Source organism: Achromobacter sp. PD1 (assembly GCF_048541815.1).
In the GTDB taxonomy this organism is placed as follows: Bacteria; Pseudomonadota; Gammaproteobacteria; order Burkholderiales; family Burkholderiaceae_B; genus Achromobacter; species Achromobacter bronchisepticus_A.
In genome coordinates, this window is record NZ_CP183349.1 from 2320180 (window position 1) to 2333520 (window position 13341).

The 13341-nt window shown below is 66.4% G+C and carries 12 protein-coding genes; 8 read left to right on the forward strand and 4 right to left on the reverse strand.

Features of this window, described 5'->3' with window-relative positions:
• Nucleotides 1-12 precede the first annotated feature (12 nt).
• Nucleotides 13-1227: an EAL domain-containing protein gene (locus tag ACM1PE_RS10955; RefSeq protein ID WP_419343267.1), complete on the reverse strand. Its 1215-nt coding sequence runs from the start codon at nt 1225-1227 to the stop codon at nt 13-15.
• On the reverse strand, nt 1227-4052 hold the full coding sequence (locus ACM1PE_RS10960; protein WP_419343268.1) for an ATP-binding protein: 2826 nt from the start codon (nt 4050-4052) through the stop codon (nt 1227-1229). Before ACM1PE_RS10960 ends, ACM1PE_RS10955 begins: the two co-directional genes overlap by 1 nt.
• Before the next feature lie 219 nt (nt 4053-4271).
• On the opposite strand from ACM1PE_RS10960, the gene ACM1PE_RS10965 reads away from it, so the two are divergent.
• Complete coding sequence (locus tag ACM1PE_RS10965; RefSeq protein ID WP_419343269.1) at nt 4272-5099, forward strand: hypothetical protein; 828 nt, start codon at nt 4272-4274, stop codon at nt 5097-5099.
• A 19-nt stretch (nt 5100-5118) separates the two neighbouring features.
• On the opposite strand, the gene ACM1PE_RS10970 is transcribed toward ACM1PE_RS10965, so the two are convergent.
• Nucleotides 5119-6048: a LysR family transcriptional regulator gene (locus tag ACM1PE_RS10970; RefSeq protein ID WP_118931936.1), complete on the reverse strand. Its 930-nt coding sequence runs from the start codon at nt 6046-6048 to the stop codon at nt 5119-5121.
• Nucleotides 6049-6186: 138 nt separating this feature from the next.
• Between ACM1PE_RS10970 and ACM1PE_RS10975 the strand changes: the two genes are divergently transcribed.
• The 6 genes from ACM1PE_RS10975 (at nt 6187) to ACM1PE_RS11000 (ending at nt 10571) form a co-directional block, all read left to right on the forward strand.
• The gene (locus ACM1PE_RS10975; protein ID WP_419343270.1) at nt 6187-7410 is read left to right on the forward strand and encodes an FAD-dependent monooxygenase; all 1224 of its coding nucleotides are present in this window, start codon (nt 6187-6189) and stop codon (nt 7408-7410) included.
• A 245-nt stretch (nt 7411-7655) separates the two neighbouring features.
• Complete coding sequence (locus ACM1PE_RS10980; RefSeq protein WP_373428966.1) at nt 7656-7997, forward strand: low affinity iron permease family protein; 342 nt, start codon at nt 7656-7658, stop codon at nt 7995-7997.
• The gene (locus ACM1PE_RS10985) at nt 7994-9076 is read left to right on the forward strand and encodes a flavodoxin family protein (RefSeq protein ID WP_419343271.1); all 1083 of its coding nucleotides are present in this window, start codon (nt 7994-7996) and stop codon (nt 9074-9076) included. The genes ACM1PE_RS10980 and ACM1PE_RS10985 overlap by 4 nt, the downstream gene beginning before the upstream one ends.
• A 39-nt stretch (nt 9077-9115) precedes the next feature.
• Nucleotides 9116-9382, forward strand: a complete 267-nt coding sequence (locus ACM1PE_RS10990; RefSeq protein WP_118931940.1) for a hypothetical protein — start codon at nt 9116-9118, stop codon at nt 9380-9382.
• Nucleotides 9383-9466: 84 nt separating this feature from the next.
• Nucleotides 9467-9673 (forward strand): hypothetical protein, encoded by a 207-nt coding sequence (locus tag ACM1PE_RS10995; protein WP_251880335.1) that lies wholly within the window; start codon nt 9467-9469, stop codon nt 9671-9673.
• 61 nt (nt 9674-9734) lie between these two features.
• Nucleotides 9735-10571, forward strand: coding sequence for a hypothetical protein (locus ACM1PE_RS11000; protein ID WP_419343272.1), 837 nt, complete (start codon nt 9735-9737; stop codon nt 10569-10571).
• Between the two features lie 3 nt (nt 10572-10574).
• Here ACM1PE_RS11000 and ACM1PE_RS11005 read toward each other — a convergent pair whose 3' ends face one another.
• The gene (locus ACM1PE_RS11005) at nt 10575-11825 is read right to left on the reverse strand and encodes an NnrS family protein (protein ID WP_280016029.1); all 1251 of its coding nucleotides are present in this window, start codon (nt 11823-11825) and stop codon (nt 10575-10577) included.
• A gap of 234 nt (nt 11826-12059) precedes the next feature.
• Here ACM1PE_RS11005 and ACM1PE_RS11010 point away from each other — a divergent pair, with 234 nt between their 5' ends.
• Nucleotides 12060-13337: an MFS transporter gene (locus ACM1PE_RS11010; RefSeq protein WP_419343273.1), complete on the forward strand. Its 1278-nt coding sequence runs from the start codon at nt 12060-12062 to the stop codon at nt 13335-13337.
• Nucleotides 13338-13341 lie beyond the last annotated feature (4 nt).

Sequence of the window (13341 nt, forward strand, 5' to 3'; positions counted from 1 at the left end):
GCTTCCTCAACGTTAGGATGGGTTCATCGCCTGGCGCTCCAGGGCCAGCAGATTACTGAAGGCATCGGCGTCGACCGCGGCGGAAATCAGAAAGCCCTGTGCGCAGTCGCAGCCTATGCGCCGGAGAAACTCAAGGTCCTTGCCGGTTTCAACGCCCTCGGCCGTGATCTGGAGCCCCAGCTGCCGTCCCAACTGAACCGAAGACACGAGCGCGGCGGCGCGGCCTTCGTCGCCGGCGGCGCCGCTGACAAACGCCCGGTCGATCTTCAGCTCGGTGAACGGAGTGCAAATCAAGCTGTACATGGAGCTATATCCTATGCCGAAATCGTCTTGTGCCAAGCCGAATCCTTTCAGCCGCAATCTGCTTGCGCCCATATAGTATTGGCCTTGGACCGAGGTTGTCTCGTCTTCCAGCAATTCAAATGAGATTTCCTGCGGCGCCACGTCCGCGGCCAGCACGATGCGCTCGAGTTCGTCGGGCAGGTCCGGGTCGTCCAGCAGCTGGGTCGGCAGGTTCACGGATACGGGCATCCTGTATCCCTCCCGCCGCCAACGCGTGTAGGCTTCCAAGGCGTCTCCCAGCATCCGCAGGAGCAGCGCGCGGTCCAGCGAGTGGCGCTTCACCGCGGACAGGAACGATCCTGGCAGCATGAATCCGAATTCGGGGTGCTGCCACCGGACCAGCGCTTCGGCACTGACGATGCGGCCGCTGGCCAGCGCTTTCTTGGGCTGGAACCAGGCCCGCAGCTGCCCCTGCCGCAATGCGTGTTCGAGGGTTCCGCGGTCGAACAAGACATCGGTATTGGACAGCGAGACCGGGGCGCGCGCTTCGGTTCGACTTTGCCGCAGTTGGCTGGTCAACTGCCGGGCGTGATCCGCCGTCAGCGGTTTCGCAAACGTGCCCAGCACCGCCAGGCCTTTTTCCTTTGCCATCAACGCCACGCTGTTCATGATGCGGCGCGGACACGCAGACACGATGGCCAGCATGGGATTGTGGTGCAGCGTGGCGAGCCGGTCGATGAACTGAACGCCATCCATGCCCGGCATGTTCAGGTCGATCAGCACGAGGTGATAGGGCGCTACGCCGATCATCTCCAGCGCGGCTTCGGCGGATGCAGCGACGTCCGCGGGGGCGAATCCGGCGGCTTCCAGCAGCGTCGTCATGTGGACGCATTGGAGGGGGTGGTCTTCCACGACCAGAATCCTGTAGTCGGCGAGCTGCTTCATCATGAGGCTTCCTTAAGGGCAACGAGGGTTTGGCGCAATGCGTCTATGGGTAAGGGCTTGAGCAGGACCTTGGTCATGCCGACGGCGGCGCTGCGCCGCAGGTCTTCGGTGAATGCGTTGGCCGTGATACCGACGACGGGACGGGTATAGCCCTGGCTTCGAAGGGCCAGAGTCAGTTCATGACCGTCCATCTGGGGCATCTGGAGATCGGTCAGGATGGCGTCAAAAGCGGTCACGTCCGAATGGGCCAAGGCTTCGCGGCCGTTGGCGGCCAGAACCACGGTGCAGCCCAGATGTTCCAGCTGCTCCCGCAAGATATGCTGGCTGACCAGGTTGTCCTCGACTACCAGCAGGCGCATGTCCAGAACCTCGCGCACGGCCTTGGTTTCGAGGGATTCCTTGGCCGCCGCGCCATCCTGCGCCTGGCGCACCGCGGCGGCGATATCGGCCAGGCTGTAGGCGTTGGCCATCCAGCTGCTGCGTGCCTGGTCCTGGCGGGGTAGCGTGCCGGGAGGGCATGCAATTACCCGGGCGCCTGACCAATGCGACGGGTTCGGGACCCGCGGCCAGGCATCCACCAACACGCCGGCTTCCGCCTGGTTGTGGTCTTCGGCTTGGTAAGGCAGGGCCAGGGCGCCCCAATGGCGCAGCCAGTGGCACAGGTTGTTGACGACTTCGTTCACGGCGCCGCGCACGAAGACCGGCGTGGCGTCCAGGCGGACCCTCGTGTCATCGCGGACGCCGCCGGCCAATGGCAGCGTCAGGTCCAGCGATATGCTGGTGCCGAGGCCGGGCTCGCTGACAGCTTGGAGCGATCCCCCCATCATCTCCGACAGGCGCGCGCAGATCGCCAGTCCCAGTCCGGTGCCGGGAACAGCGCCGGACTGGCCCGATTCGGCGCGATAGTAGGGTTCGAACAACTGGGTGTGGTGTTCCGGCGGAATCCCGACACCCGTGTCCGCTACCTGGAACCTCAGCGTCGCGGTCTCCGTGTCGCTGCGCAAGACCCGCAGGCGCAACACGATTTGGCCCGAATCCGTGAATTTGATGGCGTTACTGACCAGGTTGTTGAGTATCTGCCGCGTGCGGGTAAGATCGCCCAGCACCGACGCAGGCGCTTGCACGTCGGCCACCGCATAGAGGTGCAACCCCTTGCTTTCGGCGCGCGCGGCATAGCCGCTGACCACGGCGTCCAGCAGCTCCGCCGGAGAATAAGCCTCTGACTCCAGCTCCAGGTAGCCGGCTTCGATGCGGGACAGGTCCAGCGTGTCATTGATGGTGCGCAGCAGCGTCGATGAGGACTGCTGCATGGTTTCCAGGTATTGGCGCTGTTGGTTGTCGACCGCCGTCAGGCCGAGCATTTCCAGCGTGCCCAGGATGCCGAACAAAGGCGTCCGGATTTCGTGGCTCATGGTCGTCAGGAACACGGTCTTGGCGTGGTTCGCGGCGTCGGCATCGAGCTTGGCCCGCATGATCGAGCGCTCTACCTGCTTGAAGGGTGTGATGTCGTTGATGCCGCACAACACCACCTCCTGGCCGCGATAGGTGATGCCGGCAAACGTGATGTGGACGTTGCGGCCGTCCTGCAAGGCGTACTCGCGCGTCGAATTGAGGCCGGCGGAGGTGGCCGCGCTGCACAGCAGGCCGGCATCGCTGAGCAGCCATTGGCGGGCCAGTTCATTGGACAGGATGAGCTTGTGGTCGGCGCGCCGCAGCAGGCACAGGCCCACCGGCGCCACCTCGACGAGCTTGCGGGTCAGCGACACGCTGTCGGCCAAGGCTTCGTATTGCTGGATGGCCGGCGCGATCAGTGTTTTCTTGATATGCCTCGCGCCAAGGACCACTGCCGCGAGCAGCAGGACCGCGGCGGCCAGTGTCGCCTGGACCGCAACAGCCGTGTTGCCGAGAATGCGGCTGATTGGCGTGTGGTAGACCAGCCGCCAGCCTGCCGCGCCGACGGATTTGTTCAGCACCACATATTCGGGCAGCAGCCCGGGTCCCCACCAGCCGAAGGAGTCCGCTTGCGCGTCGCGCGGGCTGGACATGGCCAGGAACGAGGCGGCCGGACTGTGCAGCACGGGTGCGCCGTCCTGGTCGTACAAGGCGTAGCTGCCGCCGATCAGGGGCGACAGATCGATGGCGGCATCGATATCCACCACTTCCAGGCCGATCCACCCCGAGTCCGGTGCGGTGGAATCCATGGGCGTGTACAGGTACAACCGGTTTGTCTGATCCATCGGCGGCCTGAGCCAGACGATCGGATGGCGGCCGGCGGGGTCCAGGCTGGGATCGGCTGCCGCCAGCGCGCGCGCAATCCAGCGCTGCTTGGCCGGGTCCATCTCGTTCTGTTCATGTCCAGGCAGCGGCACCAGCAGGGAGGTCTGGCCCGTGCGCACCGAGCTGTACAGCAACTGGGTATGGGCAAGACCTACGTCGTTCAGGTCGCGGGGGGTGAGGATCAGGGCCCAGTCGTAGGCGTCCTGCTCTTCCTGCAGCGGAAACACCTCGATCTGCCGCGTATTGCCGAAGAAGCGCGGTGTCTGGGAGACCGGCGCGCGGTCCGTGTTGCGCACCGCAGAAGAGGACAGGGAGCGCAGCAGGATCTCCCGTTGGTCGAAAAAGAGCTGCGCGGTGTAGGCCGCGGCATTCATCTGGCGGCGATAGGCCGAAACGGTGTCGCTGAAGGCCCAATAGAGGGAGAGGGCCGCCGCGGCCCCAATGCACGCCAAGAGCGCGAGGGCGAACAGATGCAGCAATAGTGTCGGCCCTCTGAGGGGGACCTCGACATTGTCATGCGAGAGGGGTTGGGATTCCTGGACGGGCATGAGCCCATCGTAGAAACGGGGGGCGGCACGGAACATCAAAAGATTTTGAAAATGCTGGTCGCCGTCCTTCAGACGCGCTCGGGCGCATCCGAAGGGGGAGCGCGCTTCCAGGACTTGGAGAATCAGAATCTTATGATGGGAGCGCCTTGCGGCGGTCCGTACTCTGGCGCCAGCAGGCTGAGCGCCGTTCCCGCGCCGGCGGAATCACAGAAAACACGCATGAACGTCAACGATAGGACCGAAGCCACGCCATGCCCGGGCAGTTCGCTGAAGATTCAGCCCATTCTGGACGCAAGCGGCGCCGTCTGCGAAATGGCGCTGGCGGGGGATTGGATGAGCCGCCAGCCCACGGGCGCATCGCACGCAGCCGCGGCATCCGCGTTGCGGGCCGCGTGCCGCATTCTCCAGGAGAGCGGCAGCCTGGCGCCGTTGACCATGGACCATCCGCTCAACGTGCACGCGGGGAGAGGCCTGGCCGAACAGCTTTGCCTCGATCTGCGCATAGCGGAGGTGGGTAGCAACTTGCTGCCGGATGGGCCCCTGCTCCGGGAAAGGCCGCAGCCGATTTACCCGAGCGTGCGCGTTGTGTTCAATATCCCGTTGAGCAGTCGCGTCGCCGAAGGCGCCGAGTTCTTCCGGCGCTACGGTGATTTCAAGGCCACGCTGCGCGTCCGCCTTCTTCCCTGTAGCCGGGCCGGCGCGCCCACGCCATTCGGCGTCCTGCGCGCGGTGGGCCTGCGCGTGGATATTCCCGCGGGCATCAGCCAGGTCGATGCGTTGCAGGAGCAGTTCTTCAGCTTGCTCGGGCACGCGTCCAGAAAGGGCGTCAAAGTGCTGGCAAGCAGGATCCGGACCATCGAGGACTTCAATTGGCTGCGGTTGCAGCCTGATCTGCGATTTCAGGGCGACGTGCTGTCCACCGCCTTGAGCCTGTGCTACGTACGGCATTGGCTGTCAGGCGCCGACGCCGACTGGCGCGCATTCCGGATGGGAGAAAAGGTCGATCCGGCCCGCTCGGCGCCCGACCTGGCGCCTAGCGACGGCTAGCGCGCGTGGCGCGGCATCGTCAGGATTCCGCGGTTGCCGGTCGTCCCGCGTTGCCCAACCGCAGCTGCATCAACTCCAGCAGCGCCCGCACCCGCGCAGTCACCGAATGGCGATGGCTGTATGCCCCCAGCAGTTGCAGCGGCGCCGGCCGCAGATCCAGCGGCACCTCCACCAGGCGGCCCGCGGCAAGGTCTTCCTGGCAGCCAAAGGCCGTCAGTATCGCGAAGCCTATGCCTTGGCGCGCGCCCGCGCCCGCCAGTTCGCCACTGTTGACGCGGTAGCGGCTGCGGACCGGCACCTTGACGATCTCGCCGGCGGCGTCGACGAATTGCCAGGGCTGGCCTTTCAGCGCGCTCAGGGTGGTGATGCAGGGCAGGGACTTGAGTTCCCGCACGTGGCGAGGCGTTCCGGTCTGCGCAAGCAGGCTGGGCGCCGCGACCACGATGCTGGGCAGGGTGGCCAGTTCACGCGTGATGAAGGCGCTGTCGTCCTGCCGGCCGCGATGGAAGACGATGGCCAGGTCCACGTCTTCGTCCCGCAGTGACTCCAGCCCGCTCATGCGCGTATCGCATTCGAGTTCCACGCCGGGGTGCAGGCTGCAGAACTCGGCAAGGATGGGGGCCAACAATCTGGGCGCTTCGCCCGGCATGCACATTTTCAGGGACCCGCGCAGCTCGCGTTGCACCGCGCCCAGTTCTTCTTCGGTGGCGAGCAAGGCATCGAGCAGGGGCTTGGCGCGTTCGTACAACAGCCTGCCGGCTTCCGTCATGCGCAGATGGCGGGTGCTGCGCTCCAGCAGGCGCACGCCCAGCCGGCGTTCCAGCGACGCGACGTGACGGCTGACATTGGATGACGGCAGCGCCAGCAGGCGGGCCGCGCCGGCGAAGCTCTGTTCGTCGACGACCGCCGCATAGACGCGGACGGTGTTCAGGTCGAGGGCGTCTCGCATGATTATCCCGATTGAGGTAATTAATAGGCCAATTTTGGCATGCTAGTTATCAAAAGTGGCGGACTCTAAGATGCCCCCATCGCCCGATGTAGCGCCGCTAGCGGCGCGTCGAGGCGGGCATTGAAGGAGAGCAAAAGCGTGGAAATCGGAATACTGGGCGGCGGCATTGCGGGCTTGAGCGTGGCGTTGGCGTTGCGCCAGCAGGGGCACAGGCCGCGCGTGTACGAACGCAGGTCGCAGCCCGCGGCCATGGGGGCTGGCGTGACGTTGTGGCCCAATGCGGGCTTTGTGCTCAAGGAGTTGGGGCTGTTGCAGGACATCGCGGCGGTAAGCGGCCGGCCGGCCGCGATGCGCCGGCTGGACGCGGCAGGCAATCCGCTGGGAGGCCTGGATATCGCGCTGCTGGACCGTTTGATGGGACACCCGACCCATACGGTATTGCGCAGGGATCTGCAGACGGTGCTGCTGGACGCTGCCGCGGCGGCCGGCATCCCGGTGGCGTACGGGCATCGGGCGGTGACGATCGAGCCGGACGGAGGCGGCCGGGCGGTGGCGCGGTTCGAAAACGGGCTGAGTATCCGCCCGGACCTGCTCATCGGCGCCGACGGTCGCATGGATTCGGTGGCGCGCCGCTATGTCGCGGGCGATAACGCGCCGGTCTACCAGGGCTTCGTGAACTGGATAGGCGTGGCGCAGGCGGATGACGCGCTGGTCGATGAAATCGCCATCCGGGACTATTGGGGCGCGGGCGAGCGCTTTGGCGCCGTGGCGGTGCGGCCAGGGCTGGTCTATTGGGCGGGGGCGCAGGCGCGGCCCTTGCGCGCGACGGCGCCTGCCACGGACCCGCGCCAGGAGGTAGAGACCTTGTTCGGCGGGTGGCCTGAGCCTGTCGCCCGCATCATCCGCGCAACGCCGGCGCATGCGGTCCATCTGATCTTCGTGCATGATCATGAACCCTTGAAAATCTGGAGCCGGGACAACGTGCTGCTGGTGGGCGATGCCGCGCACGCGCCCTTGCCTACCTCGGGGCAGGGCGCGTGCCAGGCCCTGGAGGACGCCTGGCACCTGGCCCGATGCCTGGACGGCGGACACGATGCGCTGGAGGCGGCCTTGCTGCGCTTTGCGCAGCTACGCGCTCCCAAGACCGCGCAGCTGATCGAGCAGGCCAGGGTACACGCGCGCGGCCTGTTCGCCGCCGATCCCGAAACCTGCCGCATGCGCGATGAACGCGCCAAGGCCTCCGACCCCGTACGCGACGCGCAGGCCTTGGCGGCAGGGTGGGCACAGGGCTTGCCGATGACGGGCGGCGCACCGGACGCCTTGGGGCGCGATGCGGGCTTCGGCAGCCGGTATCGGGACTGAACCAGCCCCGGGCACGCGGCTTGCTGAGCGGACTGTCCGCTAGGACTGGACGCAACACCATGCCGAGCACCAGCATTCCCCGACGTCAGCAAGCCCGGGAGGGCGCGCGCCTGAGCCGGCCACTCCTTAGCCGGCCGCACCGCGCGGCACGCACCGGCCGAGCCTCAGGCGGTGGCGCCTCAGCCGGCCGCGCCAACCCCATCTCCCGGTTCTTCGACCATTTCGCCGCGCACGTGACCAGATGGGTGGGTTCGCCAATCGCCTTCGGGCTGGCGCTGATCGCCGTGATCATCTGGGCCGCGACCGGCCCGGCCTTCAGGTATTCCGAAATCTGGCAGTTGGTGATCAATACCGGGACGACCATCGTGACGTTCCTGATGGTGTTCCTGATCCAGCAGAGCCAGAACAAGGACAGCGAGGCGCTGCACCTGAAACTGGACGAATTGCTGATCGCGCTCAAGGGCGCGGACGAAGGGCTGGTCGACGCCGAGCGCCTGGACGAAGACAAGTTGCTGGCGTTGGCCGCGGCCTGTACCGCGCGCGCCCGGCAAGAGCGGCGCCGCAAACGCGCCAGGAGAGAACCATGACCGAAATCGGACCGTCGGTGCGCAAGGGACAGTATGGCGGCCCCCTTGCGCGGGAAGAATTCCGCCTGCGCTTCATGCGGCGCTTCTACGATCCAGCCTTCCAGACCGAGCGCGCCGCCCTCGAGCGCCTGGAGGCGATCGCATGGGATGCCTACGAAAACGGCCGCAAGGCGCCCCTCACGGCCAAGGCCGGCCCGGATTACGCGGACCCTGATTACGACTTGTCCGTGGAGTGGCAGGAAACCCGTGACCGGCTGGCGCGCGCCGCAGCAGTGCAGCGCGATCCGGCCACGCCGTCTCGTGTCCTGGTGATCGTCGGGGCCGCGCGCAATGACGGCACCTGTCCGGGGGAGGCTTCCAAGAGCTGGCGGCTGGCGCGCATCGTCCTGGATGAACTGCAAACGGCGGGCCTGCAGACGGATCTGCTGGATCTCAGCCGCCTGGTTTCCGAGTACGAGTACCGCATCCATCCCTGCAAGGGCTGCGTGTCGACCGCGATGCCCTTGTGCCATTGGCCATGCAGCTGCTACCCGAACCACTCGCTGGGACAGTCCAATGACGCCATGGCCGGCATCTACGAGCAATGGGTCGCGGCTCATGGCGTGATCCTGCTGGCGCCCACGTATTGGTACCAATCGCCCAGCCCTTTGAAGCTGATGATAGACAGGCTGGTGTGCGCCGACGGCGGCAATCCCGATCCCACGCTGACACGCGGCAAGGATCCGCTCAAGGCCAAGCAGGTAGAGCTTGCCGGTTGGCCATACCCCAAGCATCTGGCCGGCCGCGCCTACGGCCTGGTGGTGCATGGAGACGTGGCCGGCATCGAGGCGCAGCGGCGCGGCCTCGCCGATTGGCTGGACTGGATGGGGCTGATGGATGCCGGCGCGGCCTCGCGGCTGGACCGCTACATCAGCTATTACCGCCCGTATGCCACCAGCCACGACGATCTCGACCGGGACCAGGCGGTGCAGCAGGAAGTGCGCAATGTGGCGCGCGCCATGGCCAATTTCCTGCCGCGCCTGCGGCGCGGCGAATTCGAGGGACTAGGCCAGGGCATCCGCGACCCTCGCCCCAAGTAAACCGCAGTAGCATGAAAGCAGGATTCGACAGGAGGCCCTATGGAACACGCCAGATGGGATTTCGAGCTCGAGCGTCCGGTTGAGCAACAGGGCAGCTGGAGCATTGCTTACGTACTGGTTCCGCCGGCGGCGGGCGCGCCGCAAGAGCGTATTGCCGTCGAAGAGCGCTTCGCGTCGGCCCAGGTTGCGATCGACGAAGCGACGCGGCTGGCCCAGATCCACGTCGCGGACCTGAACGGCGATACGGCGTCTTTCGAGAAACCGACGGACACGGAAGTGCCGTTCGGCAAGAATCCGCGCTTCTGATGCCTCTTGCGCTGGCTTGGTGGCATGGCGCTTGCTGATACAGGGCTGCGGCGGATTTCGCCGCATTTCCTGATAGGTGCCGCGATGCCCCAGATCCAATTCGAGTTGGCCTTGCATCCGATAACGATGGCGTCCGTGCCGCCGCCCGGGACTGCGGTCCACCGGCCGCCGCCGGTGAACCCGGACGACGCCAGTGACAGCGCTCAGGGCGACGAGGTGCCCGACGAGGACATCGAACCCGCCGACACGACGGCCAAGGACAACGCCGCCGAGGGTTCGGCCGACAGGTAACCTAAAATGGCGCTCCGATCATTTCAAGGCGCTCCAGGCGCCGCCTGCCCAGGTTCTCTCCATGCAAGAAAACACGTCCGCCGCGCTGCCGGCATCCGGAACGCCGCAACGCCAGCGATTCGAGTCGCTCGCGCGCACGCTAGAAGAGCAGCGCGCCCGCCTGCGGGGGTGGCAGGCCGTGCTACCCGAATACCAGAAGAAATACGAGGACGTGCTGGCGCCGCTGGAGACGGTCGAGGTCGAACTGAAGGCCAAGCTGGTGGCCTGCTTCGACCACGCCTGCAAGCAGAAGGAACTGACCAAGGCGGAACGCGCCCTGGCATCCGAAATTGCCGCGCAGCTGGCGCAAGAGACGCTGGACGCCATCGTGCTGGACGGCACGCCGGCCGAGTGCGACACGGACAGGCTGAAGGCCTTGTATCTCAAGCATGCCGGCTCGGATTACGACGCCAGCGCGGAAGACGCACAGGACGAGGACGGGGTCGAAGTCGAAGCGCCGCCGGCCCAGGCGGCGGCCGGCCGGGCTGCGCCGACGCTCGAGACGCTGGCGGAAATCGACGCCTTGGCCGCTGCCGGTCCGGATGGGCTGGCTGGCGTCGATGAGGAACGCTACGCGCAGTACAACCAGGCGCTGGACGCGCAGCTCGCCGTGTTGGCCGGCGACATCGCGGCCGCGGAAGACGGCTTCAAGGCCAAATACCATTTCGATCCCGCGCAGTCCATAGATCCTGCCGACCTGATGGAAGACCTGGACGCGGAGATCGCCGATGCCGAGGAATACATAGGCGAACTCGAGTTCGAGTTGTCGCAGTTCGTGGACATGCAGCAGGTCAAGGCCTGGCTCAAGGCCATGAAGCAGCAGCTCGCGGCCACGCGCCGGCGCGAAGGGCGAGGCTGAGGCTCAGGCGGCCGGACGCCGCCCGACCGCCACCACCTTCATCACTGGCGCTGCGGTCTTGCCCGCATCGGCCCGCGGCCGGATCATCATCGGGAAGAAGCGCCACAGGTACAGCGCGAAGGCCAGCGCCCAGGCGGTGGCCGAGGCGTGCAGGAAGCCGATGGCGGCGGCGGTCGGGAGCAGGGCGGCCAGGCGCAGCAGGGCCGCCAGAATCATCAGCGCATAGCTCAGCACCATGCTGCGGTCAGTCTGCAACGGCCGGCCCAGGTGGCCGAGCGCGGTGCGCGTGACCATGCCCAGGATCAGCACCGAGAATCCGGCCACGCCGATCACGTGGGCGGGCCAGGCGGGCCGCAGCACGTAGCCGGCCAGTTGCGCCGCGCCCACCAGAAGGCCGATGCCCAGGCCGCCGTACCCCGCGTACAGAATCCATAGCAGCGGCACCTTGCGTACCGCCCAGGGCTTCCACGATACCCATTGCGCCAGGGCGATCAGCCCGGTCGCGGCCAATGCCAGCGCGGCGGCCTGAGGCTGGCCGGCAAGCAGGCAGGCGATGGCGACGATGCCCGTGCCCAGCTGCCAGTGGCCGCTGCGGGTGTGCGGCGGGATGTCCAGTCCCGCCACGGCGCGCTTGGCGAAGAAGGGGATGACGCGGCGCGCGATCAGCAGCGTCAGCACCGCCATGCACAGCAGGCCGGCGTTGAAGTAGCGCATCAGTGCGAAGTAGTCGCCCTGGACCGAGGCCCAGAGGTAGAGCGCGTTGGTGGCGGCCAGGCCCAGCAGCAGGAAGGGAATGCCGTAATTGCGCTGATTGCGCGTGACGGCGACGGCTCGGCCCAGCGCGCCCGCGGCCCACAGGAAGAACAGCAGATCCGCCGACGCGGCCACCACGAAGGCCGGGCGTCCTGGCACGAGATAGCCCGCGCGCGCCACGATCCACACCGCGCACAGGACCGCCAGAGGCGTGCCGCGCAAGGGGTTCTTGCCGGTCCAGTTGGCGCCTGCCGTCAGCAGGAAGCCGACCGCGATGGTGGCGACGAAGCCCCACAGCATTTCGTGCGCATGCCAGAACATGCCGTTCAACACGCCCGTCAAGCGGGCAGGGGCATGCACCCACAGCAGCACGGACGCCAGCGCCCAGAAGCAGCCGGCCAGGTATAGCGGCCGGAAGCCCATTTCCGTGAAGGCGCTCCATTGGGGCTTTGCGCGGCGGGGGGCCGCCGCCGGCTCTTCGATGCTAAGCAGCGTGCTCATGTGGGTAGTCGCGGCGCCGTTTCGGCTTCGCTTTTAAAGGTGTATTTGAAATGCATATTAATGCGTCCGGCGCTTTGCCGCCAGCGCGGCCGCTTGATCCAGCGCAAGCCGGGCCGGCAAGAAAGGGGTGACTAGTCACATCGGCACGGGGCTTCTGGTCGGCTGGCGAATGGTCCGCAAGGCCCGCCATGCCTAGGCTAGCCACATGTCTTCGTGAGTAAAGCGAGAGTAACCATGGCAGCAAGTCAACCTTCCGCCGGCGCGCCGATGCGGGTCCTGATTTCAAGCACATTCGCCTTCACCATCTGTTTCGCGGTGTGGATGATCTTTGCGGTGCTGGGCATTCCCATCAAGCAGCAACTGGGCCTGTCTGAAACCGAGTTCGGCCTGCTGGCCGCCATGCCGGTGCTGACCGGTTCGCTGGTGCGGGTGCCGCTGGGCATCTGGACCGACCGCTACGGCGGGCGGCCGGTGTTCTTCATGCTGATGCTGCTGGCGGTGGTGCCGATCTGGCTGCTGTCCTACGCCACCGAATACTGGCAGTTCCTGGTGCTGGCGCTGTTCGTCGGCCTGACGGGCGGCTCGTTCTCGGTGGGTACGCCCTACGTGGCGCGCTGGTTCCCGCGCAACAAGCAGGGCCTGGCGATGGGCGTGTTCGGCGCCGGCAACTCGGGCTCGGCCATCACCAAGTTCGTGGCCCCCGCGCTGATCGCGGCGGCGGGCGGGGCCTGGGTCATCGTGCCCCAGGTCTATGCCGTGGCGTTGCTGGTCACCGCCATCTTGTTCTGGCTGTTCTCTTCTTCCGACCCCTCGCACCGCGTCAAGAGCGGCGCCAGCCTGTCGGCGCAGATGGCCATGCTGAAGGACCCGCGCGTCTGGCGCTATTGCCAGTACTACTCGGTGGTGTTCGGCGGCTACGTGGCGCTGGCGCTGTGGATGACCAAGTACTACATCGGCGAATACGGCTTCGACATGAAGCTGGCGGCGTTGCTGGCGGCCTGCTTTTCCCTGCCCGGCGGCGTGCTGCGCGCGGTGGGCGGCTGGATCTCCGACCGCTACGGCGCCTACAAGACCACCTGGTGGGTGATGTGGGTGTGCTGGGTCGCGTTCTTCCTGCTGAGCTATCCGCAAACGGAATTCACCATCGCAACGGCCAACGGCCCGCGCAGCTTCGGCATTGCGCTGGGACCGGTCACCTTCACCGTGCTGCTGTTCGTGGTCGGCATCGCCATGGCCATCGGCAAGGCCTCGGTCTTCAAGTTCATCTCGGACGAGTTCGGCGAAAACATCGGCGCCGTGTCCGGCATCGTCGGCCTGGCCGGCGGCCTGGGCGGCTTCGTGCTGCCGATCATGTTCGGGGTTCTGCTCGACCTGACGGGCGTCCGCTCCAGCGCCTTCATGCTGCTGTACGGCACCGTCTGCGTCTCCCTCATCTTCATGCATTTCAGTTTCCGGCCGGAAAGCGCGGCCATCGCCCGGCAACACGCCGTCTCTCCTTCCACCACCTCCTGAGAGT

What these genes read in the sequence shown, in the direction of transcription:
- ACM1PE_RS10970 (WP_118931936.1), bottom strand. Translation starts at nt 6,048, where the DNA reads ATGCGAGACGCCCTCGACCTGAACACCGTCCGCGTCTATGCGGCGGTC.
- ACM1PE_RS11005 (WP_280016029.1), bottom strand. Translation starts at nt 11,825, where the DNA reads ATGAGCACGCTGCTTAGCATCGAAGAGCCGGCGGCGGCCCCCCGCCGC.
- ACM1PE_RS10955 (WP_419343267.1), bottom strand. Translation starts at nt 1,227, where the DNA reads ATGAAGCAGCTCGCCGACTACAGGATTCTGGTCGTGGAAGACCACCCC.
- ACM1PE_RS11010 (WP_419343273.1), top strand. Translation starts at nt 12,060, where the DNA reads ATGGCAGCAAGTCAACCTTCCGCCGGCGCGCCGATGCGGGTCCTGATT.
- ACM1PE_RS10995 (WP_251880335.1), top strand. Translation starts at nt 9,467, where the DNA reads ATGCCCCAGATCCAATTCGAGTTGGCCTTGCATCCGATAACGATGGCG.
- ACM1PE_RS10965 (WP_419343269.1), top strand. Translation starts at nt 4,272, where the DNA reads ATGAACGTCAACGATAGGACCGAAGCCACGCCATGCCCGGGCAGTTCG.
- ACM1PE_RS10990 (WP_118931940.1), top strand. Translation starts at nt 9,116, where the DNA reads ATGGAACACGCCAGATGGGATTTCGAGCTCGAGCGTCCGGTTGAGCAA.
- ACM1PE_RS10960 (WP_419343268.1), bottom strand. Translation starts at nt 4,052, where the DNA reads ATGCCCGTCCAGGAATCCCAACCCCTCTCGCATGACAATGTCGAGGTC.
- ACM1PE_RS11000 (WP_419343272.1), top strand. Translation starts at nt 9,735, where the DNA reads ATGCAAGAAAACACGTCCGCCGCGCTGCCGGCATCCGGAACGCCGCAA.
- ACM1PE_RS10985 (WP_419343271.1), top strand. Translation starts at nt 7,994, where the DNA reads ATGACCGAAATCGGACCGTCGGTGCGCAAGGGACAGTATGGCGGCCCC.